The 21071-nt window shown below is 62.1% G+C and carries 28 protein-coding genes and 4 tRNA genes; 10 read left to right on the forward strand and 22 right to left on the reverse strand.

The features are described 5' to 3' along the window. Positions 1-18: 18 nt before the first annotated feature. The 3 genes from TNEU_RS06325 to TNEU_RS06335 form a co-directional block, all read right to left on the reverse strand. Positions 19-411, reverse strand: coding sequence for a 30S ribosomal protein S8 (locus TNEU_RS06325; protein ID WP_012350603.1), 393 nt, complete (start codon positions 409-411; stop codon positions 19-21). A 238-nt stretch (positions 412-649) separates the two neighbouring features. Continuing rightward, positions 650-814 (reverse strand): 30S ribosomal protein S14, encoded by a 165-nt coding sequence (locus TNEU_RS06330; protein ID WP_012350604.1) that lies wholly within the window; start codon positions 812-814, stop codon positions 650-652. Positions 815-844: 30 nt separating this feature from the next. Beyond that, positions 845-1732, reverse strand: coding sequence for an ABC transporter substrate-binding protein (locus TNEU_RS06335; protein ID WP_012350605.1), 888 nt, complete (start codon positions 1730-1732; stop codon positions 845-847). A gap of 35 nt (positions 1733-1767) precedes the next feature. Between TNEU_RS06335 and dpdh the strand changes: the two genes are divergently transcribed. Further along, positions 1768-2859, forward strand: a complete 1092-nt coding sequence (dpdh, locus tag TNEU_RS06340; RefSeq protein ID WP_012350606.1) for a D-proline dehydrogenase — start codon at positions 1768-1770, stop codon at positions 2857-2859. On the opposite strand, the gene TNEU_RS06345 is transcribed toward dpdh, so the two are convergent. The 3 genes from TNEU_RS06345 to TNEU_RS06355 form a co-directional block, all read right to left on the reverse strand. Continuing rightward, positions 2856-3356, reverse strand: a complete 501-nt coding sequence (locus TNEU_RS06345) for a DUF429 domain-containing protein (RefSeq protein WP_012350607.1) — start codon at positions 3354-3356, stop codon at positions 2856-2858. The two genes, dpdh and TNEU_RS06345, sit on opposite strands and share 4 nt — an antisense overlap. Positions 3357-3380: 24 nt before the next feature. Then, positions 3381-4019, reverse strand: a complete 639-nt coding sequence (locus TNEU_RS06350; protein WP_012350608.1) for a peroxiredoxin — start codon at positions 4017-4019, stop codon at positions 3381-3383. A gap of 100 nt (positions 4020-4119) precedes the next feature. Next, a tRNA-Asp gene (locus TNEU_RS06355) sits at positions 4120-4217 on the reverse strand. Between the two features lie 133 nt (positions 4218-4350). On the opposite strand from TNEU_RS06355, the gene TNEU_RS06360 reads away from it, so the two are divergent. Continuing rightward, entirely contained in the window at positions 4351-5046 is a 696-nt protein-coding gene (locus TNEU_RS06360) for a DUF72 domain-containing protein (protein ID WP_012350609.1), read from the forward strand. Here TNEU_RS06360 and TNEU_RS06365 read toward each other — a convergent pair. Further along, positions 5026-5640 (reverse strand): LysE family transporter, encoded by a 615-nt coding sequence (locus TNEU_RS06365; RefSeq protein WP_012350610.1) that lies wholly within the window; start codon positions 5638-5640, stop codon positions 5026-5028. The two genes, TNEU_RS06360 and TNEU_RS06365, sit on opposite strands and share 21 nt — an antisense overlap. Before the next feature lie 27 nt (positions 5641-5667). Between TNEU_RS06365 and TNEU_RS06370 the strand changes: the two genes are divergently transcribed. After that, a complete protein-coding gene (locus tag TNEU_RS06370; protein WP_012350611.1) occupies positions 5668-6468 on the forward strand; it encodes a carbon-nitrogen hydrolase family protein in 801 nt (266 codons plus the stop codon). A 13-nt stretch (positions 6469-6481) separates the two neighbouring features. Here TNEU_RS06370 and TNEU_RS06375 read toward each other — a convergent pair whose 3' ends face one another. From TNEU_RS06375 to TNEU_RS06385, 3 genes are read right to left on the reverse strand one after another with little or no spacing between them, the layout of a single operon-like run. Beyond that, on the reverse strand, positions 6482-7309 hold the full coding sequence (locus tag TNEU_RS06375; RefSeq protein WP_012350612.1) for a 7-cyano-7-deazaguanine synthase: 828 nt from the start codon (positions 7307-7309) through the stop codon (positions 6482-6484). A gap of 25 nt (positions 7310-7334) precedes the next feature. Beyond that, entirely contained in the window at positions 7335-8027 is a 693-nt protein-coding gene (locus TNEU_RS06380; RefSeq protein ID WP_012350613.1) for a phosphoribosyltransferase family protein, read from the reverse strand. Between the two features lie 20 nt (positions 8028-8047). Beyond that, complete coding sequence (locus TNEU_RS06385) at positions 8048-9265, reverse strand: acyl-CoA dehydrogenase family protein (protein ID WP_012350614.1); 1218 nt, start codon at positions 9263-9265, stop codon at positions 8048-8050. A 24-nt stretch (positions 9266-9289) separates the two neighbouring features. Between TNEU_RS06385 and TNEU_RS06390 the strand changes: the two genes are divergently transcribed. Beyond that, on the forward strand, positions 9290-9871 hold the full coding sequence (locus TNEU_RS06390) for a hypothetical protein (protein WP_012350615.1): 582 nt from the start codon (positions 9290-9292) through the stop codon (positions 9869-9871). 62 nt (positions 9872-9933) lie between these two features. Here TNEU_RS06390 and TNEU_RS06395 read toward each other — a convergent pair. From TNEU_RS06395 to TNEU_RS06410, 4 genes are all read right to left on the reverse strand, one after another. Continuing rightward, positions 9934-10028 (reverse strand) — tRNA-Met (locus tag TNEU_RS06395). A 40-nt stretch (positions 10029-10068) separates the two neighbouring features. After that, positions 10069-10156 (reverse strand) — tRNA-Leu (locus TNEU_RS06400). 39 nt (positions 10157-10195) lie between these two features. Continuing rightward, the gene (locus TNEU_RS06405; protein ID WP_012350616.1) at positions 10196-10741 is read right to left on the reverse strand and encodes a flavin reductase family protein; all 546 of its coding nucleotides are present in this window, start codon (positions 10739-10741) and stop codon (positions 10196-10198) included. 21 nt (positions 10742-10762) lie between these two features. After that, positions 10763-10978, reverse strand: coding sequence for a sulfurtransferase TusA family protein (locus TNEU_RS06410; RefSeq protein WP_012350617.1), 216 nt, complete (start codon positions 10976-10978; stop codon positions 10763-10765). Between the two features lie 56 nt (positions 10979-11034). On the opposite strand from TNEU_RS06410, the gene TNEU_RS06415 reads away from it, so the two are divergent. Continuing rightward, positions 11035-11433 (forward strand): metal-sulfur cluster assembly factor, encoded by a 399-nt coding sequence (locus TNEU_RS06415; RefSeq protein ID WP_012350618.1) that lies wholly within the window; start codon positions 11035-11037, stop codon positions 11431-11433. Here TNEU_RS06415 and TNEU_RS06420 read toward each other — a convergent pair. Then, positions 11422-11856, reverse strand: a complete 435-nt coding sequence (locus TNEU_RS06420; protein ID WP_012350619.1) for a hypothetical protein — start codon at positions 11854-11856, stop codon at positions 11422-11424. The two genes, TNEU_RS06415 and TNEU_RS06420, sit on opposite strands and share 12 nt — an antisense overlap. A 57-nt stretch (positions 11857-11913) precedes the next feature. Between TNEU_RS06420 and TNEU_RS06425 the strand changes: the two genes are divergently transcribed. After that, positions 11914-13128, forward strand: coding sequence for a DegT/DnrJ/EryC1/StrS family aminotransferase (locus TNEU_RS06425; RefSeq protein ID WP_012350620.1), 1215 nt, complete (start codon positions 11914-11916; stop codon positions 13126-13128). On the opposite strand, the gene TNEU_RS10275 is transcribed toward TNEU_RS06425, so the two are convergent. The 3 genes from TNEU_RS10275 to TNEU_RS06435 form a co-directional block, all read right to left on the reverse strand. Then, complete coding sequence (locus tag TNEU_RS10275; RefSeq protein ID WP_187146763.1) at positions 13118-13270, reverse strand: hypothetical protein; 153 nt, start codon at positions 13268-13270, stop codon at positions 13118-13120. The genes TNEU_RS06425 and TNEU_RS10275 overlap by 11 nt on opposite strands. Positions 13271-13333: 63 nt before the next feature. Beyond that, complete coding sequence (locus tag TNEU_RS06430; RefSeq protein ID WP_012350622.1) at positions 13334-14194, reverse strand: TatD family hydrolase; 861 nt, start codon at positions 14192-14194, stop codon at positions 13334-13336. Positions 14195-14427: 233 nt separating this feature from the next. Then, entirely contained in the window at positions 14428-15429 is a 1002-nt protein-coding gene (locus tag TNEU_RS06435) for an RAD55 family ATPase (RefSeq protein ID WP_148682387.1), read from the reverse strand. A gap of 199 nt (positions 15430-15628) precedes the next feature. Between TNEU_RS06435 and TNEU_RS06440 the strand changes: the two genes are divergently transcribed. From TNEU_RS06440 to TNEU_RS06450, 3 genes are read left to right on the forward strand one after another with little or no spacing between them, the layout of a single operon-like run. Next, complete coding sequence (locus tag TNEU_RS06440) at positions 15629-15922, forward strand: hypothetical protein (RefSeq protein ID WP_012350624.1); 294 nt, start codon at positions 15629-15631, stop codon at positions 15920-15922. Next, positions 15919-17097 carry an RAD55 family ATPase gene (locus TNEU_RS06445; RefSeq protein WP_012350625.1) on the forward strand — a complete coding sequence of 393 codons (1179 nt, stop codon included), beginning with the start codon at positions 15919-15921 and terminating at the stop codon, positions 17095-17097. The genes TNEU_RS06440 and TNEU_RS06445 overlap by 4 nt, the downstream gene beginning before the upstream one ends. Positions 17098-17124: 27 nt before the next feature. Continuing rightward, entirely contained in the window at positions 17125-17487 is a 363-nt protein-coding gene (locus TNEU_RS06450) for a helix-turn-helix domain-containing protein (RefSeq protein ID WP_012350626.1), read from the forward strand. On the opposite strand, the gene TNEU_RS06455 is transcribed toward TNEU_RS06450, so the two are convergent. Next, the gene (locus tag TNEU_RS06455) at positions 17484-18818 is read right to left on the reverse strand and encodes an FAD-binding oxidoreductase (protein ID WP_012350627.1); all 1335 of its coding nucleotides are present in this window, start codon (positions 18816-18818) and stop codon (positions 17484-17486) included. The genes TNEU_RS06450 and TNEU_RS06455 overlap by 4 nt on opposite strands. A 68-nt stretch (positions 18819-18886) precedes the next feature. On the opposite strand from TNEU_RS06455, the gene TNEU_RS06460 reads away from it, so the two are divergent. Continuing rightward, a tRNA-Arg gene (locus TNEU_RS06460) sits at positions 18887-18964 on the forward strand. A 346-nt stretch (positions 18965-19310) separates the two neighbouring features. Here the strand turns inward: TNEU_RS06460 and TNEU_RS06465 are convergent. Genes TNEU_RS06465 through TNEU_RS06475 form a run of 3 tightly spaced genes read right to left on the reverse strand, consistent with a single transcriptional unit; the run spans position 19311 to position 21048 of the window. Next, on the reverse strand, positions 19311-20321 hold the full coding sequence (locus TNEU_RS06465; protein WP_012350628.1) for a M24 family metallopeptidase: 1011 nt from the start codon (positions 20319-20321) through the stop codon (positions 19311-19313). After that, positions 20318-20683 (reverse strand): M67 family metallopeptidase, encoded by a 366-nt coding sequence (locus TNEU_RS06470; protein WP_012350629.1) that lies wholly within the window; start codon positions 20681-20683, stop codon positions 20318-20320. Before TNEU_RS06470 ends, TNEU_RS06465 begins: the two co-directional genes overlap by 4 nt. Beyond that, entirely contained in the window at positions 20680-21048 is a 369-nt protein-coding gene (locus TNEU_RS06475; RefSeq protein ID WP_012350630.1) for a CopG family ribbon-helix-helix protein, read from the reverse strand. The genes TNEU_RS06470 and TNEU_RS06475 overlap by 4 nt, the downstream gene beginning before the upstream one ends. Positions 21049-21071 lie beyond the last annotated feature (23 nt).

A 21071-nucleotide genomic window follows, 5' to 3' on the forward strand; every position in this document is an offset into this window, starting at 1 on the left:
TGGGCCAGTATTTAAGTGTTAGTAGACGTAGGCCAGCAGGACGCCTCCTATCTTCTTCTCCTTGGCCTCTACATGCGACATAACGCCCTGGTTCGTCGAAATCACCAGAATCCCGATCTGCCTCGCCGGGAGGAACTTCTGCTCCCACTGCACGATCTCCCTGTACTTAACCGGGTACCTAGGCTTTATAGGGCCTATGTCGTTGATCTTGCCCAGGAGCTGAACCACATATTTCCCCCCTCTCCCATCGTCGATATACTCCACCTCCCCCACGTAGCCATGCCGCTGGAGAACCCTCAGGGTGTAGTAGATAAGCTTGTTGACGGGCCAGATAGCCACCTGCCTCTTGCCCATCGCCTCGGCGTTCTTGATCTGGATCAGGGCGTTGGACAGCAGGTCAAGCATCACCATAGCCCCCCGCCCACCCCACCCTTTAAAAACATTTCGCCAGCTACACTCCCGCAACGCCTCAGAAAAATGCGCCCCGAAGCCGGCGGCGGACCACGCGCCCTCGCAGAGCCGGGGGACAGGCGTGGTCACCCCAGCGCAACCGCCCGAGATTAGCTTTCCAGGAGGTCCCGAAAACGCCCCGTTTGTCTAGGGTTCCCCTTCCTTCGCCTAGGGCGCGGCGGGGGCCGCCCAGCCCGGCTCAGAAGTACTTCCTAAAGCCTAGCTGAGGCGCCACCTCTCTGAAGCACCTTCTGCAGAGGTTCAGCCCGTATTTGCGGATGACCGCCTCCCTCGTGCCGCATCTGATGCACCTTATCTTGCTTTTGCCGTAGGGCCTCTCCTTGGGGGGTTTTGTAGAGGGCACGGCTTGAAAAAGGGTGCTCTATTTAAAATTTTACGAGCCGAGAAACAGCTCGAAGTTGCGCTGGAAGATTTCGTCCAGCTTGCCGGTCTGCGTCAGATTCTCGATGACTTGGTCTACGACGAGCTTAAGATCCTGGGCGCACTTGGGCATAGCCACGGAGATGTAGCCGGCGGAGCCGGGTATCTCGAAGGCTATCTTTAGGTCGGGGAACTTCTTAACCAGCGCGGTGGCGATGGAGCGGTCTAGTATTATGGCGTCTACGTCGCCTCTCTTCAGCACCTCCACCATATATGGATATACCTTGTCGTACCTCCTTACGGTTGCCTTGCCGGGCTTCTCCAGGTTCGCCGCAGCCCACTCCTCATGGGTCGTGCCGATCTGCACCCCCACTGTCTTGCCGTAGAGATCCTCCACCTTATTTATATCGGTGCGGGAGGCCTTGGTCACCACCACGATGGACTCCCTGTAGTAGGGCATGGAGAACTCGAGGACCTTCTCCCTCTCGGAGGTCCAGGTGATGGCGCTGATGGCGAGATCCACGTCCCCCTTCCTAACGGCTTCTAGAAGGCCGGCGAACCTCATATCCCTAATCTCCAGCTGGACCCCCAAGGCCTTGGCGATCTCGCGGGCGATGTCTATATCCCAACCCACTATCTTGTCGCCCATAACCCACTCCCAGGGAGGCCACGTGGCGTCTGTGCCGACAATCAGCTTCCCCCTCTTCTTGATAACGTCCACGGAGACGGGGCAAGCCGCCTGGGGAGAGGCCGGGGCGGAGGTAGCCGACGAGGTAGTTGTAGCAACCGGCACGGCTGTGGTAACGGGCGCGGGGGTTTTAGGCGCCGTGGAGACGCCGACGAGGTATCCCAACACAACGCCTACGAGCAACGCGACGACCGCGGTGGCTATCGACTTCATGCCAACGGATAAAAAGGCGCTATTTAAGAATTCTCATGAAGGTTGCCGTCGTTGGAGGCGGCATCATAGGCCTTTTTACGGCATACCACCTGCGGCAACAAGGCGCAGATGTCGTGATAATAGACCAGGGCGAGCCCGGCGGCTGGTCTAAAGCGGCGGCGGGAATACTCGAGTTCACCCGCTTCGTGATCAACCGGATCAACGTGAGGTCCTACCCCCGGAGGTACCTCTCCATGGCTCTCCGCGGCGACGCCAGGATAAAGACCTGGGACTGGGGCTGGATTTCGGCGTATCTCAAGGCGTGGGGGAGGGAGCCCACCCAGGACATGTGGGAGGCCATAAAAACCCTCGGCGAATACTCCCGGCGTCAGTACAGAGCGCTGGCCGAGGCGGAAAACGACTTCGCCTACTCGGAGGAGCCTCTCTACGAGGTGGGGATAGACGTGGCGGCGGCGCTGGAGGAGGCCAAACGGGACCCCCTATCGCCGAAGGTGGAGGCGGGCAGATGCTGCGGCAGAGAGGCGCTGGCGTATCTAGACGCCGCGAGGCTATCCACAGAAGACTTCGTAGCTAGGATGCTTAGAGAGCTACGGGGGGTCCAGACGGTGAGGAGGAGGGCGCAGGAGGTGGCCGGCCGGGAGGTCTGGCTAGAGGGCGGCGACGTGGTGGGGGCAGACGCCGTTGTGGTGGCTGCTGGCTACTGGGCGAGGAAATTCGGAATCCCAGTCGCCCCCTTTAAGGGCTACGGCTTCAGAACCACGGCCAAAGCCCAGAACATGTTTATAGAAATGGCCAAGGGGGTCGCGGTGGTGCCCCTCCCCAAGTGGACAAAGGTAACGGGTAGGTTCGACCTAGACGGCACGGAGGACCACAGCCCCTCCGCCAGGGTGTTGCAGAGAGCCCGCCAGATCTTGGGCAACTTCGAGGTTCTGGAGATGTCGGTGGGCTACAGGCCCTGTACCCCAGACGGGTTCCCCGTGGTGGACAAGGTGGGCGAGGTCGTGGTAGCCACGGGGGCGTGTAGACTCGGCTGGACCTACGGGCCCGCCCTGGGGAAGCTAGCCGCCGACCTAGCCCTCGGGAAGCCCGGGATAGAGGCCCTCACCGCGCGCCGATTCCGCCGCTAGAGACAGACCCTGGCCGTGGGGAGGACAAAGGGCCCGAACCTCCTGTAGGCCCCCCTAACGTACGCCACGGCCGTCAACGCCGCCGCCACCGCATCGACGAGATCCCTCTGCCGCAGGCCCAGCCACCTCTCCACATCCCCCCTAGACAGCCCCATCGCCTTTATGCTAGTCGTTGGGTGCACCTCTATCACCTCGCTCCCCAGCGCGTCCGCAAGCCTAATCCCCCTCTCGGTAAGTTTAGCCATGCCCCCCATCATGGGCGGCAGAAGCCTAAATCCGAGCCTCCTCAGCTCCCTCTCCACATCTCTTAACCCGCGCCCCCCAGGCGGCGTTGATAGGGGGGCGTCTATGGCCACAACAGCGGGCTTAAGCAAGACGGCGAGCTTGACGACATCCCCGTCGCCTAGCCCAAGCCCTAGGTAGAGGAGGTCGCATCCCTCAAATACGGCAACGGCAGAAGGCCTACGCACCGAGAGGTCGACACCGGCAACAACCACGAGAAAGAGATGGTGTAGAAAAAATTACAGTTTCTTCGTGCAGAACCACCAGGTCTTGCACTCAATTCCGGGCTCCTTTAGCCTCTTCTCAGCCTCCTCGTAAGAGTGTGGCGGCGGAACTATCACCGGGTCGCCGGGTCTCCAGTCGGCTGGAGTGGCGTAGCCGTGCTTGTACGAGAACTGTATCGCGTCGATTATGCGTAAGATCTCGTCAATATTTCTGCCGTTTGCGATCGGGTAGAGAGCGAACCAAGCCAGCTTTAGCTCTGGGTCAATCAACGCCAAGGCTCTCACCGTCACTGTCGTGCCTGGCGGAATGGCGTTGAATAGACTAGACACTTGGAAATCGGGCACATCAGCAATTATTGGAAATGGAATCTCGACGCCCCACAGCTGCTTTATCTGCCTCTTCCACTCTATGTGACTTATATCGGTATCTACGCTTAGGCCGAGTAGCTCGACGCCCCTCTTCTTGAACTCGTCGTATTTCTTCGCAAACGCGATAAACTCCGTCGTACAAACCGGCGTGAAGTCGCCGGGGTGGCTAAACAGCAGTAACCACTTGCCCTTGTAGTCGCGGAAGCACTTCCTCCCAGCGTCTGTGTTGAAGCATAGATCTTCCGGTATTTTCATGCCCAGATATGGGCCCTTTACCTCTGGCATAGAGACTTCTCCCTCTGGAGTTATAAATGTTTCGATTCCGAAGTTGCTTCGGGAAATCCGGCAGGCGGAAATCGGCTTGTTTTTGCGGGTAGAGGAGGGCTGGCGCCCCGGCCGGGATTTGAACCCGGGTCACGGGCTCGACAGGCCCGCTTTAGCTGGCACACGGCCATATACTAGTCCGGGCTATACTACCGGGGCTCGCGCCGCGTTCTCCCGGCCGCGGCAACCTCAATATACTTGTATTAAAAAGTTTTCTCCCCGCGATTGGGTTGCAACCGCAGGGTCCAAGACCCCTTCCGTGATAAACAATTTTGGCACTTCATGTTCTCCCATGGAGGTGTTCGTTGGCACGTCTGGGTGGCTCTACGCCTGGAACTTGGGCAGGTCGCTGGAGTGGTATGTGGAAAACAGCGGGCTTAACGCCGTTGAGCTAAACGCCAGCTTCTACAGGATTCCCACCGAGAGACAAGCGGCGAGGTGGGCCGCGGCGGGGGGCAGGCTTAGGTGGGCTGTGAAGGTCTACAGAGGTGTGACGCACTTCGGCAAGCTTTCCGAGGGCGCGCTGGAGCTGTTGAGGAGGTTTCTCGCCGCCTTCAAGCCGCTTGACCCCTACGTAGATTTCTACCTCTTCCAGATGCCGCCTTCCTTCGCCAGATCCCGCCGTAGTATGTCCAGAGTTGAGAAGGCCGCCGGCGTCGTCGGTAGAAGGGCGGCGTTTGAGTTCAGGCACCCCAGCTGGTTTAGCCAAGAGGTGGTGGAGTGGGCTGAGGAGGCGGGCTTCGCCCTCGTTTCTATCGACTCTCCCGAGTGGACATGGGTTGTGGAGGCAGGCGGTGTTGTGTATCTCAGGATGCACGGCCGGACCTCTTGGTACTCCCACTTCTATGACGAGGTGGAGCTTAGGGACGTGGCGCAGAGGGTCGTGGCGCTTAGGCCGGCGAGGGTCTACGTCTTTTTCAACAACGACCACGCCATGTTGGAAAACGCCAGGTCTATGCTGGCGATTTTAAAGGAGCTTACGCAGTAGCTCTACGCCGAAGTACAACAACATGGCCGCCAGCGCGGCTAGGAAGACGGCGTAGCCCTTCGCCGAGAGGAGGCGCGAGGCGGCGTTTCCAAGAGACGCCATGAGTGCCAGCCAGAGGTAGTCCATCCAGACGTGCGCCGCGTACACCGCGGCGAAGACGTAGGGGGGCTGGGCGGCCAGCTCGGCCACTATGGGGCCGGCCACCGTTATCCACCAGAGGAGGAAGTAGGGGTTTAGGGCCGTCAGCGCCACCCCCGCCGCCAGGGGGCTGGCGAATCTGGAGGCTGGGAGAGACGGCGGTCTGCCTCTGGCTATGCCCCAGGCGTCTCTCAGGAGGAGGAAGGCGAAGTACAGTATGAAGAGGAAGGCCGCGGCGGCCAGGGGGACCTTGTAGGCTTCGACGTTGAGTCTGCTGAAGGCGTAGGCTAGAGCCGCCACGTAGGGTAGCTCAAAGGCCATGTGGCCAGCCGCCACCCGGAGGCCCGCCCTCCAGCCCCGCGCCGCGCCCAAAGCCACGGCGGAGGCCGTGAGGGGGCCGGGGGAGAAGGCGCCCGACGGCGTTATGAGGAGTATGGCTAAGATAAGGTTCAACATGTTTAAACCCGCACCTCCCCCCTTTTTATGTTTAGGCTCGGCATCGCGCAGATATCCCCCGGCCGCCTAGAGGCGGTGGGCCAGCTGGTGGGCAGGTCCGAGCCCGACCTCCTCCTTCTGCCGGAGTACACAAACTTCGACCCCACGGGGCTACCCCCCGAGGAGGTCTGGAGGAGGGCGGCCACTCTGGAGGACTTCGTCGGCTTGATTGGGCGGCTGGCCGCGGAGCTGGGGGCTTACGTGGCCGGCGGCTTCCTGGAGCGCGGACCGAGGCCTAGGGTGTACAACACCACCGTCCTCGTGGACCCGGGCGGGAGGGCGGTCGGCATCTACAGGAAGACCCACCTCTTCGACGCCTACGGCTATAGGGAGTCGGAGTTCGTGGAGCCGGGGGTCGAGCTGTCCCAGGTCTATGCTGTGAGGGGGGCTAAGGTCGCCTTCGCCGTCTGTTTCGAGCTGAGGTTCCCCGAAGTGTTTAGAGAGCTGGCTTTAGCCGGGGCGGAGGTGGCTGCAGTCCCGGCGGCGTGGTACGCCGGACCTCTTAAGGAGGAGACGCTACACCTCCTGGCCAGGACGAGGGCTGTGGAAAACGGCATATACGTCGCAGTCTCTGCCCTCTGGGGGCCCCGCTTCACCGGCAGATCGCTCGTGGTGAACCCCTTCGGCGTTGTGGAGGCGGAGCTGGGCGCCGGGGAGAGATACCGCCAGGTCTCGATAGATCTACGGCTTGTGGAAGAGGCCAGAAAAACCGTGCCGACGATATACCTCAGGAGACCGCGTCTATATAGACGGCTCTGTGTTGAACAAAACGGTGAAGAGGGCTTTTAACCGACTCAGCCGGCTACTGCCTCAGCTTGGCGCAGCTCACGTGTACATAGAAGCGGCCCCTCCTCTCGAAGCCGGGGCCGGGCGGAGCTAGGTAGGTTGTGCAGTCGGGCAGACCGGCCTCCATGAAGGCCGCGTGTCTGTTTCTGCAGCTTTCGCACTCCCCGCAGTGGGCCTCGCCGGACTTGTAGCAGGACCAGGTCTCGTATATCAGATCCCCTATCTCCTCGTGGCACATCTTGAGGAGTTGCGACTTCTTCAGCCCCTCCCTGGAGGGGGTCCAGATCTCCACGTCTCTCTCCGCGCGGAAGTGGCATATGCGGAAGGCCGTCTGGAGGGCCTCGACGCACTCCGGCGAGCAGTCGGGGTAGAGGGGCTCCCAGGTGTCCTTACGCGGTTTAACGTCGTCGTAGTGGGCCCCGTATACGACGTAGGTCTTAGCACCTGTAGCGCTCCGTATGGTGTAGGCATACGCCGTGGCCACCGCCGCCATGACCACGTTTCTGATGGGGACGACGACGGTGGGCGTGTACTCCTTCTCCACCGCCAGAGCCGCGTCGGTGAGCTGGGTGCCGCGCCAGAGGCTCCCGAGGGCGGATAGATCCACCACCCTGTGCTCCACCACCCTCCCCCAGCCCCTCGCGGCGGCCAGCTCGTCTATCTTCCTGAGGAGGACCTGCGCCTTTTCCACCTCCACCGCCGCCTTCTGGCCGTAGAGGAAAGACAGGGCATGTACGTCGCAACCCCTCCTCAGCCAGAGTGATGCGTAGCAGGTGCTGTCCGGCCCCCCCGAGACCACCGCCACGGCCCTACAGGGCTTCTCCACCGCGGGTCTAACGGCCATGGAGGCGGGGAGGCCCAGGTATATATCAGTATGTGTAAACCACGTCCACGGGGAACCCAACGTCTATGTTAAACCCCTGACGCGCCACGAGGACAGAGGCGCCGACCACCCTCGCCCCCGCCTTGTCGCACAGGCCCGCAAGCGCCTTGAGGGTTTTCCCCGTCCGGGCGATGTCGTCTACTATGAACACCCTATCTCCTCTTTTGACGTAGGCGCTGGGGATATATAGGGTCACCGGCCTCCCCTCCCTTAGATATGTAAACTCGTAGTTCTCAACGCCCGGCTCCCTGTACTGCTTCGCCACGACGAGGGCCGCCTCGAGGCGGGAGGCCGCGGCCACCGCGAGCGGGATGCCGTCCGCCGCCGCCGTCAACACCACCTCTACCTCGAGGCCGGGGAACCTCCGGGATAGGTAGATCTCGTAGAGGCGCCAGAACTCGGGCAGATTTACGAAGGACATGTCTACGTACGAGTCGTAGAGCCGTATCTTGGCCTTCACCACGGCCTCTATCGGATACGCAGACGATAGCTTCGCCAATATCTCCTGTGCCGTCTCCACAGACGGCAACATATCCCCCGTCACGTACCGGGAGAGCACGCTCTCCGGCAGATCCAACAGAGGCGATAGATCTCTGTAGGTGACGCCAAGTAGCTTCTTCACAGACCTCAGGTAGCTCACGGCGTCAAGCTGAATCCTCAAGCCCTCAACCCTCCTCACGCCATATTTAACGAGGGTAATTATACAAATTCTCTGCCAACGGTATTCCTTGCAATTATCAACTTAAGTATGTTCTCGGCCCCCTCAGCCCCCACGTAGTACGACAAGAGGCCCAGCAACGAGCGGGCTACGTTGGTCTCCCTGAAGTAGGAAGCGCCGCCGAACCACTTCATAACCTCCAGGGCGGTCTCGACGGCTGTCCCCACAGCGAGGTATTTGGCGACGGCGCCGGCGGTGGCCACGTCTTGTACGGCAAACGCTACGTCGCCGCCGTAGAACCTATCCGCGATCCAAGCCGCCTTGTAGACAGAGAGCCTCGCCGCCTCAAGCCTCGCGTAGAGCTCCGCGAATTTGAAACTCACCGACTGGTAGCTCGCGATAGGCCTCCCGAAGGCAGACCTCTGCCTAATCCACTCCAGCCCCCTGTCAAGTAGCCACCTGGCGGCGCCCACCGACGCCGCCCCTATCACCGTGCGGGCTAGGTTGAAGCCCTCCATCGCTATCTTGAAGCCGCCGTTGAGCTCGCCGACCACGAAGACATCCTCCACCGGGAGGCCCTCCAGGGTGAGGTAGCCCGTGGGTAGGCCGCGGCGGCCTACCTCGTCCCAATCTCTGTAGGTGAACCCCGGCGTCTGCCTACCCCTCCTCTTCAGAAGCGCCAGGAAGAGCGTCACCCCCCTGTGTTTATCCTCAGGCGCTCCGGTCCTCGCCACGGCGACTGCCCCTCCTCCATAGGGCAGAGCAAGAGCCGTGGAGACCCCAGTCACCATGTTCTTCTCGCCGTATAGCCTCCACAGGCCGCCCTCCTTGACGGCCTTTGTCTGCACAGACGCCACGTCGCTACCCCCCTGCGGCTCCGTGGAGGCTATGCCCACGAAGGCGCGCCCGGCCGCGACCTCCGGCAGAACCTCCTCCTTGGCCTCGTCCCGGCCGTGGCGCTGTACTACGTAGGGCCACGCCGTCTCCAGCAGGACGTAGACGGGGGTTGCCAGAGACGGGTCCGCGTAGGCCAGCTCCTCCACGGCCAGCGCCGCCTGTAGAAACGTCGCCTCCTGGCCTCCGTACCTAGAGCTCAAGGTCATGCCTAGGAGACCCGCCTCCCCCAACCTCGCCGCCACCTCCGCCATGGGCCACCTCCCCTCGTCTATCTCGACCCACCTAGGCGCGATAACCCTCTCCGCGAAGGATCTAACCGATTCGACGAAGAGCTTGTCCTCCCTAGAAAGGCCGAAGTCCATATATACCCAGAGGCCCGTTTTTAAGTGTTGGAGTTCGAGCTCTACCAAGACCACCTGGCCGTGTACTACAGAGGTAGGAAGATACCGGTTCTACCCCTGTACACAACCCCGACGCTACACCACGTCCAGTACGTGGCGGCGTATGTGGCAAGGAGGCTCCTGGAGGCCGGCGTGTTGAGGTTCAAGACGGGGGACCCCAGAGCCGCCAAGGTGATCGAGCTTGCGTGCAGAGGCCGTTGCACATACGGCGAAGACGGCGTAGACGTCGAGGGTGTTCTAGAGGAGGCCTACTACAACCACCTAGCCGATAGGGTACTGGCGTACGCCGTTTCCACAGACGCCCTGGTTATCCCATGCGCGGATCAGCCCCTGGCGAGGGCGTTGGCGAGGCGGGCTAGGGAGTACGCCCCCGGCCTCATGCTGGTGGCCTCTCAACACGGCGGCGTCTGCCCCGAGGCGGACGTTGCCCACGTGCCGCAGCCGGCGGAGGCGCCCATCCCCCTGGGGCCGGCCTCCAGGGCGGCGTTAGGCACCGCCATGTGGGCTATCGACGAGGGGGTGGCCGAAAGCCCGCTGACGCCGTTGCTCGACGCGGAGGTGCCGTAGACTCAGCCCTCCAGGTGGCTATCACCGGTCTATAGTGTCCCGATGCCTTCATCATAAAGACATGCGGCGGCCGGGATTTGAACCCGGGGCTTCCCGGTTATGAGCCTTACGCGGGGCTCCGCCCCAGAGCGCTCTAACCAGGCTGAGCTACCGCCGCCGTCATCTACAACACTCTGGTTAAAAAGCTTTACCGCCGGTGGTGCGGGGGGTGGGATTTGAACCCACGCAGGCCTACGCCACAGGGACCTGAACCCTGCCCCTTTGACCTGGCTCGGGCACCCCCGCCCACCTCCTCATATCTACGCGGTTAATAAGTTTTTTCCACTACGTCTTCTTGACAAAACGCGGCCTCGGGTCCACCCCGTAGAAGGCTCTGCCGGCGCCGTGGAGCGGGATGTTGACCCTCTTGAAGTCGTACCCCCACTGGTCGGCGACGCCTGGGGCGGCCCAGCTGTGGAGGACCTTGAATATAAACAGCGTTACCTCCCCCACCTCCACCTCCATGTAAACCTCGGCCTCGTACCCCGCTATAGCCCCCGCCACCCTCGGCACATCCACCTTCTCGGACTTCTCGAAGGCTACGCCGAACTGGGCGGCTTTATCCACATCGCGGCCGCTGACCGTCCCCAGCTTGTATATCAGGTCGGCCGCCTCCAGGGGGAGGACGTTGAGCGTCGCGCGTCTGTGGTGCTTGAGGCACTCGTGGGTGTAGGAGCTCCTCTCCACCGCCACGGCCACCGTGGGCGGGTCCTCAGACACGGGCGTGTTCCAGGAGGCCGGCATCAGGTTGAGCCGGCCGCCGGGGCACCTCGACACTACGACCAGGGTGGGGCGGGGGTGGAGAAGCCGGTAGAACTTCCCCTGGTACATGACTGTGTGGTGACAGCCCCTTTAATACTTCTCCACCACCAGGGCGTAGGGCCCGCCCTCGTCGGCCTCGACGATCTTCACGTCGTTGACGGCCATGAGCCTCCTGAGCATCACGTAGCAGACGTAGTCGTCTGTCACAATACGGTACCGGGACCCCGGCGGCGCCGACGCCAAGACCGAGGCCACCTTCCGGAGGGGGTCGGGGCACTGCATGCCGGACACGTCTATAACCTCCATGTGCCCGCGCGCTGCTGCTCCATATAAGTTTTTATCTGAGAAACGGGAGGAGAGACATGGAAGAGAAGCCGATCTTCGAGACCAACCTGCCTCCCGACAAGGCGAAGAAGGTCGTGGAGGTGCTGAGGGAGGTGTACGACCCCGAGATCCCCATAAACGTCTACGACCTCGGCTTGATCAGAAAGGTGACTCTGGAAGACGGCGTGTTGAAGGTGGTTATGACTCTGACGGCCGTGGGGTGCCCCGTAGCCGGCAACGTGGCCCAGGAGGTGGGATACGCCATCCAAGCCGCAGTGCCGGAGGCAAAAGACGTGGAGGTGGAGCTAGACTTCGAAAAGCCCTGGGACCCCACCCAGATGACCCCCCAGGGGAGGGAGCTCTTCAAGGCGATATACGGCTACGATATAGTGGAGCAGTACATGGCGCAACAACAAGCCGCCCAGCTAGAGCGATAGAACCCCCGCCAGGGAGAGAGCCGCGGCGACCCACAGGAGGTACCTCCTCCAGTCCACCCGCCTCCCCGCGAGGTACTGGGCGGCGGGGTGCCACCTGGCCACCTCCTCTAGGAAGAGGAGCACAAGCTGCATAACTGCGGAGTTCACCAGGGCCGGCCCCAGGCCGAAGGCCCCCGCCATCGCGGCGGTCACCACTCCGAAGGCAGTCGCCGCGTAGATGAGGGCGGGGTAGGACATAAGCGCCACGGCGGCTACGTAGGCCGCTGACTGGAGAAGCCGCTGCTCGTATGGGAGAGCCGCCGTCTCGTTATACGCCTTCTCCAGAGCGCGGGGGTCTACCAGGGGGTGGCCGGCGAGGGCAAGCGCCGCGGAGAGGGCCACAGACGACCAGTAGATGACGTATGTGAGGTATAGCCACCTCACGGGATTGGCGCCGCGCCGGATTAATAACTGTTATATCTAGCACCCAAGCCGCCACACATGTTGGCGATAGAGGGGGGGAGGCCCGTCAGGGAGAAGCCCATCGTGGCTAGGCCTGCGGTATACAGCGAGGAGGTGATCCGCGACATAGCCGAGGTCCTTAAATCCGGCGTCTTGACTGCGCAACACGGCAGGTGGGTAAAGGCCTTCGAGGCAGAGCTCGCCGCCTACCTCGGCGTGAAATACGCCGTGGCGGTCTCCAACGGCACCACAGCCCTCCACACGGCGCTTAAGGCCATAGGCGTGGGGCCGGGCGACGAGGTGGTGACCACCCCCTTCACCTTCGCCGCCACCGCCACCGCAATTCTACACTCCAACGCCGTGCCGGTCTTCGCGGACATAGACAGGGAAACCCTCAACCTAGACCCGGCCTCCGCCGAGGAGAAGATCACCGAGAGGACGAAGGCCGTGGTGGTGGTCCACCTAGCCGGCATGCCCGCCGAGATGGACCAGTTCATGAAGCTGGCGGAGAGATACGGCGTGAAGATCGTGGAAGACACGGCACAAGCCCTCGGCGCAGAGTACCGGGGGAGGAGGGCAGGCTCCATAGGCCACATATCCACCTTCAGCCTATACGCCACGAAGCACATAACCTCCGGCGAGGGAGGCGCCGTCGCCACAGACGTCGCCGCCTACGCGGAGAGGGCAAGGCTAATTAGGGCACACGGCGAGGTGGGGAAGTACAGCTACGAGCTCCTCGGCTACAACTACAGGATGACCGAGATGCAGGGCGTACTCGCCTACCACCAGCTCAAGCAGATGCCCGAGATGCAGAAGAGGCGCGAGGCCTACGTAAAGACGCTGTTGGAGGAGCTGGCCCCCCTAGAGGGCGACCTCCTCACCATCACAAGGCCTAGGCCCTACGTCAGACACGCTTGGCACCTCGTCCAGATACTACTCGCCGTGGAGAAGCTAAAAAAGCCCCGCGACTACGTAGTAGAGGCGCTGAGGGCAGAAGGCGTGGGAAACGCCTTCGTCGCCTACCCAACCCCCCTCTACAAGACCCCCCTCTTCCAGCGCAGAGAAGGCCACGGCCTCGGCTGCCCCTGGACCTGCCCATACCAGAGGCGCAAGGTGGAGTACAAGCCCCTCCCAAACGCCGAGTGGGCCGCGGAGCGCGTCCTCTCGCTACTGGTCATGCCAAACCTAACAGAACAAGACGCGGTGGACACGGCGACGGCGGTGAAAAAGGTGCTAACAGCCCTCAGAAGGTAGCCACCTCCCTCAGAAACCTGGCCAGGTGGGGCGCCTTGGCCTCCAGCTTCTTCACGGCAGTCTCCACGTCGTCGTGGGGGTCTACGCCGTACCTCAGAAACGAATACGCGTGGACCCCCAACACGTGGACCACCGCCACCACGAACGCCACACACATCCACTTTAAAAAACCCTCCGTAGCGGCGTTTAGGGCCGCGCGGAGGCGCTATATATTCAGCCTGTCTCCATATATACGCCTCACGTTTTCAACACATATCTTGTACATATCTTCCTCGGTGAGGACCCCCCTCGCTACATACTGCTTAAGCTTAGAGGCTAGAGTCCACGGCGGGATGACGGCCCCCGGCCGCGACTTGTCGTCTATGTAGTCGCTCTCCACCACAAACACGGGGCCCGACTTGAGGGCGTCCTCGAACTCCCCCCTCCGGCCCAGGGGGACGGAGGGAGAGAGCCCCCTGGCGTAGGCGTACCCCGCCAGCGCCCCCTCCACGTGGTGCATCACAACCCTCGCCGGGTCGACGCCCGCCCTAGCCACCAGAGCGGCGATGGAGTCCACCGTCTCCCGGCCACGCCGCTCCAGGTGGAGGTGCACAACAGCCCCCACGTCCCTCGCCCGCTCAAACACGTAGAGAAGCACCCTGTTGCAGAGATCCACGACACCCTCCCCCACGGGCCAGTGAGGCCTCCCAAACTCCCCCATGCCCACCGCCCGCCCCTCCTCCACATACCTCGCCGCCAGATCCACAGCCCAACGCATAAACTCCTCCACCTCCCCAGCCCCCCAGCCGGCCTCCAGAAGCCTAACACACTCCGCCGGGTGAACCCCCACCACAGCCCCAGAAACAAGCCCAACCCCCCTCGCCACCTCCGCATTCCTAACCGTGTGGTCGTAAAGCCTCACAACCCACCCCCTATCCCCCGGCACGCCACCAATAGACCAAGAAAGCAGAGACACAAACACAAGCCCCACCCCGCCAGCCGCCCTAAACCTCCTCGCCACCTCCCCAGCCCCAAACCCAGTATACTCATTAGCATGGGCATGATTGTCAAAAACCCCCACAGCCATACCAGAAAACAACCTCCACTATTTAACCCAGATCATGCCCCCAGAAAGATAAAGTAATACGAGCCAACCCACCCCCGCCCCCCGCCGAGAAACCCCCATAAAGACATGAAGGTAATAAAAACATACGAAACCACAAGAGTAATGGTCAAAATCAGCGTGCTCACACTATTCGCGATACTGGTGCTCACAGGCATACTGCCCACAAACGGCGCAGACGCAGGCATCAGCATACTCTAGGCCTGGACAACCTCCTCGCAGTATTTTTCAAGTCTAACAGTTTCATCCCTTGGACCCACATCTGCAAAAACTAAAAACCTCACAAAGCCCAACAATGAGCTAAGGGTGTAGACGTACTCTGGCCTGTCTTCCTCCGGCATGTTCAGAAGCCCGCCGACTACCACGAACTCAGCCTTTATCTTGCCGGACGCGAAGCTGTCATACAGCGTGAAGAGGTCGTGGAATGTCCTCACCACATATATCTGGTCATCTCTCAGCTCTATGCCGTGGAAGGAGGTCCAAAAGCCGATTTTCAGGAAGATTGCGCTGTCCTTTATCTTTTCTAGTAGTGCGTTTACTTTTCTAACTCTTTCTCCGTGTATACACACTACGCTTTTTAGGGGGGCCGTTATGCCGAGTTTTTCCTCTTCTACGAGCTCCGTGTGGCCTCTTGTGTGTAGTGGGTGTACGTACATAATCCCCTTCCCCTCTACGATGTCGAAGATGTATCTCGGCCCTGGGGGGCGTGTCCTTGATTTCTCGAGTTGTACGTACCGTATATAGTGGCCTATGCTGTTTTTTCGGTACCAGACGTGTATTACGTGGTCTGCTATGTAGCTGACGTGGGGGGTGTCTTCGTCTGCTATGACGATTATGGGCTTCTCCTTGGTTATCTGGTAGAGGATGGAGTGCGTCACCACGTCTATGTTCTGCCGCGTGGCCATTCCTGTGACTGAGTCTACCACGGCGGCGCCGTAGCTGGCTATGTGGTCGAGTATGTACCGGGCTATGTCTTGTCTGAAGGCGCGTGGGAAGTCGTAGAAGTCGAAGGTGGAGGGGTCTACCCCTACTCTCCTGGCGGCTTCCTTTAGGAGGTCGGGCCCTTCTGTGGTGGAGATCCACAGCACCTTGTCGGCTACGCGGCTGGCTAGTCTTATGGCTAGGGAGGTTTTGCCCGAACCTGGGGGGCCGTATATGAGGGTCATCCCGCGCCGCACGACTTCTACGAACTCCGACACGGCTTTGCCTTTTCTCCGGTTTTTATCTTGTTCGGTGGGGTTTGGGGGGTGCCATGTCAGCCCTCTCGAGCTGTCTTCATGGTTCTACAGCGCCTGGCTTCATCACGTCTGTGTGTCCTTGGCGGGTTTTATCTTTTCGCCTTTTGTACAGTTCGGCGTGTGTACTGTAACGTATATAATGTGGATTGTTTCGGGTTCTGTGGACGCGGTGGAGCTGTTTCGGGAGTTCTACCTCTCGCTGGGGATGCCGCTGAGGGCTATTATCGAGTATAGGATGAGGAGGCGGGGGGCCACCGTGTCTGACCTGTTTGAGAGGCCGTATCTCCTCTACTTCTACGTGTCGCAGGACTTGGGGCCTCACAACGCGGAGCTTATCGTGAATCTTTTCGTGGATTTTGCGAGGAGGCGGAGGATCGACTCGAAGGTGGCGGGGGAGGCGCTTCGTAGCCCCGACGGCTGGCGGCGGTTTGTGCAGTATCTCGAGGGTTTATGAGGGAGTTCTTCCAGGGTTTTACGCTTGTCTACGGCCCTCCTGGGTCTGGTAAGACGTCTCTCGCCTTGTATGGGGCTGCGCAGATGGGGGAGAGGGTGCTCTACGTGGGGTTCTACGAGACGGCGGATAAGGTGAGGGCTAAGGCGGAGGGGCTTGGGCTGGACTTCTCCAAGTTTGTCGTGCTTGACTTCCTCGCCGTGTCGGACGTAGATGTCTTGTTGTCTAGCGTGGTGGAGCAGTACCTCAAGTATTCGCCTGACGTGGTGGTTCTGGACGGGATAAACGCCCTTCCTCAGACCAGGGAGGCGGCCTCCTCGATCTATAGGATCTTCGGCGTCCCCACCATCGCCGTTGGGGAGGAGCAGATCGGGGGGTCCCACTTCGCCTATGTGGCGGATACCCTTCTCGAGGTTAGCCAGGTCTTCCACAGGGGGGCCCGCTACAGGAAGATCAGGGTTGTTAAGACGCGGCTGGGGCCTGGGCCGGGGGTGGAGTTCTACTTCACCATCTCTAGACGCGGCGTCCGCATCGTGAGGAGGTGGTCGCAGAGCTTTATGAGGCCGGAGCCGGCGGCCTCCCCCTCTGGGAGGAGGGTGGCCTTCTCGGAGGAGGTGGTCTCGGCCCTCGCCAGGGCTATGCCTGGGCGTAGGAGGCCCGGCCTTCTGGCGGGTAGCAGAGTTGGGGCTTTCCTGTGTGAGGACCCCGTCTGTCTCAAGATCGCCGCGGGCTACCTCTGCGACTACCTCGACGGCGCGAGGGTGGGGGTCGTCTCCACCTACGGCCACATGGCGGCTTTGGCGGAGCAGATGGGCTGCTCGGTGGAGGAGGTGGTGGTGCCTACGTCTGAACTCGGCGATGATCAAGCGCTGTGGAGCGCCGTGGAGAGGCTGGGGGATGTGCAGGTTGTTTCGCTCTACGGGCTTGAGGAGGTTCTCCACGTATATGGGGCCGAGAGGGTGGGGTACGTCCTCGACTTCGTCCACAGCGCCTTCCCGGAGGCGGCTCTGCTCGCGACGTTTAGGGGGGTCGAGCCCACGCCCGACCTCTTGACCATGTTCAACACCGTCTGGCGGTACTTTCCAGACAGGGCGGTGGTGGTGAGGTCGGCACTGGGGTGGCCCGTCCAGGTGTTGAGGGTGAGGGAGGAGGGGGGCCGCTTTATTCTGTCTGCATAGCTTTAATACCTCCCTACTCTCCTATATGTGGGCGCCAAGGACCCCAAGGCGGCTATTGTGGAGATCTTGAAGAGGGAGGGGCCGGTGCCCGTCTACAGGCTGGCCAAGGCCTTGGGGATGTCCTACGGGGCTATCCAGTGGTACATATACACCCTGGAGAGGGAGGGGGTGGTGGAGACTGTGAAGATTGGGAAGAGGCGGTACGTGGTTCTCAAGGCCTCCGACTGGATGGGGAACGTCAAGGTGGGGGATGTCCTCGAGGAGTTCCTCCTCACGCTCGCCGCCCTGGGGGTGAGGCAAGACATGACCCTGAGGGAGGCTCTGGAGACTCTGGAGAAGAAGGCGCCTCACATAGCCGAGCTCCTCCGTAGGCTTGTGGAGAAGGCCTAGCCCGGCAGCACCTTCCCCGGGTTTAGTACGTTGTAGGGGTCGAAGAGCCTCTTGAGCTCCCTCATGTAGCTCAGCGCCGCCTCGCCCAGCTCCGCCTTGGCCAGCTCCCTCTTCAAAACGCCGATGCCGTGCTCCGCCGAGATTGTGCCGCCGAGTTTTGCCACCAGCTCGGCCATGTCTCTGATGAAGTTCTCAACCCTGGCGGGCCCCTCCTCACGCCGGTACCAAGTCGCGGGGTGTATGTTGCCGTCTCCCACGTGGCCTCCGAGGAGGAGCGGGACCCCGTGTCTGGCGGCCGCGGCCTTGAGGCCTCTTACGGCGTCTGGCAGCTTCGATATGGGGACCGCCACGTCTTCTATCACCAACACCCCGCCGCCGGCGGCCTTGATCTGGCCGTAGAAGAGGCGGCGTCTCGGCTCCAGCAACCTCATGGAGGCCTCCCACCCCGCCGCCTCGAGGGCCACCTCGCCTCTGAGGAGGCCCCTCAGCTTGTTGATGACCTTTTCCTCGGCGCCGGCGTTTACGTCTACGCCTATGAAGAGGGCGTTTTTCTCCTCCAGCCCCACGAGGGCGGAGGTGGGGGCGTCGAGGAATTCGGCGAAGAGGGGCCAGACCCTGCTTGCTCTTACCCTCACCACGTCTTCGACGAGGGTCTCCACGTCTCTGTAGTAGGCCAACACCGCGGCGGCAGACTCGGGGACGGGGGCCAGCTTCAGAGTCGCCTCTGTGATCAGCCCGAGGGTCCCCTCGCTGCCGACGAACAGTCTAACCAGGTCGTAGCCGTTTCTACACTTGTATGTGCGGCACCCCAGCCTCAAGACGTCGCCGCGGCCCGTGACCACCCTTAGGCCGAGGACCCAGTCCTTCATGGTGCCGTATTTCGCCCCCCTCATCCCCCCCGCCCCGTTGGCTATAGCTCCCCCCACCGTCGCGCTTTTGACCGAGCCGGGGTCCACAGGGAAGAAGAGGCCGTATCTAGCCAGCGCCAGGTTGAGCTCCTCCAGCTTAACGCCGGGCCCCACCACCGCCACCCCGTCTACCGGGTCCACCTCCACCTTGGCCATCCGCTCGAAGCTCACCACCAAGCCGGGGGCGGTGGCGGCTGCGTTGCCCGAGAGGCTCGTGGCGCAGCCCTGGGGGAAGAGGGGGGTCCTGTTCTCCACAGCCCACCGCACGAGCTCCACCACCTCCTCCTCTTCCTCGGGGAAGACGACGCCTATGGCCGAGCGGGAGAACTCCATGAAGGACGCGTCGCGGACGTAGAGAGCCGCCACCGCTCCGTCTTCCACAAACCTATCCCCGAACCGCCTCCTAAGCCAGCCCAGATCCATAAGGGGGGTGGGGACCCCCTTTATCTGTTTTTAGTGGAAAAATTAAATATACGCGGCCATGTTTCAGGGGGCCCGTAGCTCAGTCAGGTCAGAGCGGCGGCCTTCGGAGCCGTAGGCCCCGGGTTCAAATCCCGGCGGGCCCGCCACAATTTTTATAAACAGCCGCTTAACTCCAGAGTGGCGGGGGGCTGCACGGCGCGCCGGCCGTGCTCCGCCGTCAGGCGGACCTAGGCTTGGGGGCCCGAAACCGGCGCCGGGCGGCGCCTCCGGCGGCGTACCGCCTGGGCTTACCGATGAGCTCCGGTCCAGGGGGGCGTCGGTCCCCGGGCTACTCCGGCCGTAGGGCCGGGGGGACCTGGGCATGCGGGGAAACGGCGGAGGTCCGGGAGGGAGCACGCCTAACCCGCAGCCGGCGCGTTCCCTGGGGCTCCGGGGGGAGAGACGCTTGGGCGGGCGCCGTCCGGCGGCGCCGTCGGCGCCGGGTCGCCGCCGCTAGAGGACCTCGGGGCCTCCTTCTCCAAGGTGTACGTCGATCTCCAGCCTAACGCCGTATTTCCCGGGGATGTAGACGCCGGGCTCTATGGTGAAGACCATGCCCGGCTTCAACACGTCGGGGGAGGCGGGGGAGACGTCGGGCGCCTCGTGTATCTCCAGGCCGAGGCCGTGGCCCGTCCGGTGTATGAAGTAGGGCCCGTACCCCCACCTCTCTATTGTCCCGCGGGCCGCCTTGTCCACCTCGGAGGCCCCCGCCCCCGGCCTAGCGGCGGAGAGGGCGGCGCGCTGGGCCTCCTCGACGGCTGCGTATATACGCCGGTACTCCTCCGGGGGGTTTCCGTAGTACAGCGACTTGGTCAAGTCGGCGTAGTAGCCTCTGTAAGAGGCCGACACGTCCAAGACTGCGGCCTCCCCCTGTCTCAGCTTCTTTTCTGTGGGCTCTTGATGGGGCAGGGCGGTGTTGGGGCCGAACTGTACGAGGATGGGGCCGGGGTCCAGCCCCTCCTCGTACAGAGACGTGTATATCCTGGCGGCGAGCTGGCGCTCGGAGATGCCGGGGGTCAGCTCCAGGCTCTCCAGGACGGCCCTTATCTTCAAGGCCGCGGTCTTTATCCTCTCCACCTCGTCCCTCCGCTTGACCGCGCGGAGCTCTCTAATTACTGCGTCGGCCGTCGCGAGGCGGGCGTGGGGGAGGGCCCTCTTGACGATGTCGAGGTGGCGCAGGGTGGTCCCCCCGTCTATGTAGACAACGTCGGTTCTGCACCCCGCGGCGGCTTGGCGGAGCGCTTGGGCTGGGTCCTCGCCGTCTTTATAGGCGTAGACCTCCCCGGCGATCCTCCCCGCGTCTAGCGCTGGGACGACGGCGGCTTTCCGACCGCCGCATATGACCACGGCCTTGAACCGCTCGTAGGTCTCGAGCCAAACCCCAGTGAAGTAGGCGAAGTTGACCGTGGTGGTGGCTATCAGAGCCGCCTCCTCCGGCGGTCGGCCTGCGGGGGGCGCGGTCATAGGACCTTGACGAGCCCCTCCTCCGACAGCCTCCAGCCGGCGGTTTCCCAGGTGTAGACGTCTGAAATAACCCAGACCACGGGCCAGAGCCTCATGTGGCGTATGTCCAGCGGACTCGGCACGGGGGGCCCGGGGTGGGTGTGGAATATCGCCACGAGGGCTAGGCCGGCCTCCTCGGCCTCTGTGACGGCTCTGTAGAGCTCCTCTGGGTCTATCCTGAAGGCGGTGGGGCTCTCGAGCACGTTTCTCACCCAGCGCCATGTTTTAACCGTTTCCCCCTCGCCGAAGAGCAACGCGGCGCACTCCGCCTCGGGCCTGCAACGCTCCGCCGCCTCTTTGAAGAAGAGGGGCGGTATCTTCACAGCAGGGGGACGTAACGGGATATCTTAGACCTCTTCGCCACCTCTAGGGTGAGCTTCTCTATCTGGTCGGCGGCGCCCTTCACCACGGCTATGGTGAGGCACCTCCCCTCCACGTGGAGGTGGGTGTAGGCCACTATGTGGGCCTTGTTCTCCTCTATCACATCCCCTATCTCTGAGAAGGCGTCTGTCAGAGCCATCACTACGCCTAGGCACTGATGGCCCGGCTCGGCGTGGCTCCTCCTGGCCTCTAGGTACTCCTGTAGGGCCGTGGCCACCACCTCGCTTCTGGTTACGCCCATCTCCTGCGAGATCCTGTCCACCTTATCGGCAACGTCTCTGGGGAGCGATACGCCGAACCGCTTCACGCATCTGCCCGGAAATGTCTATA

Origin of the sequence: Pyrobaculum neutrophilum V24Sta (genome assembly GCF_000019805.1) — an archaeon.
GTDB classification, from domain to species: domain Archaea; phylum Thermoproteota; class Thermoprotei; order Thermoproteales; family Thermoproteaceae; genus Pyrobaculum; species Pyrobaculum neutrophilum.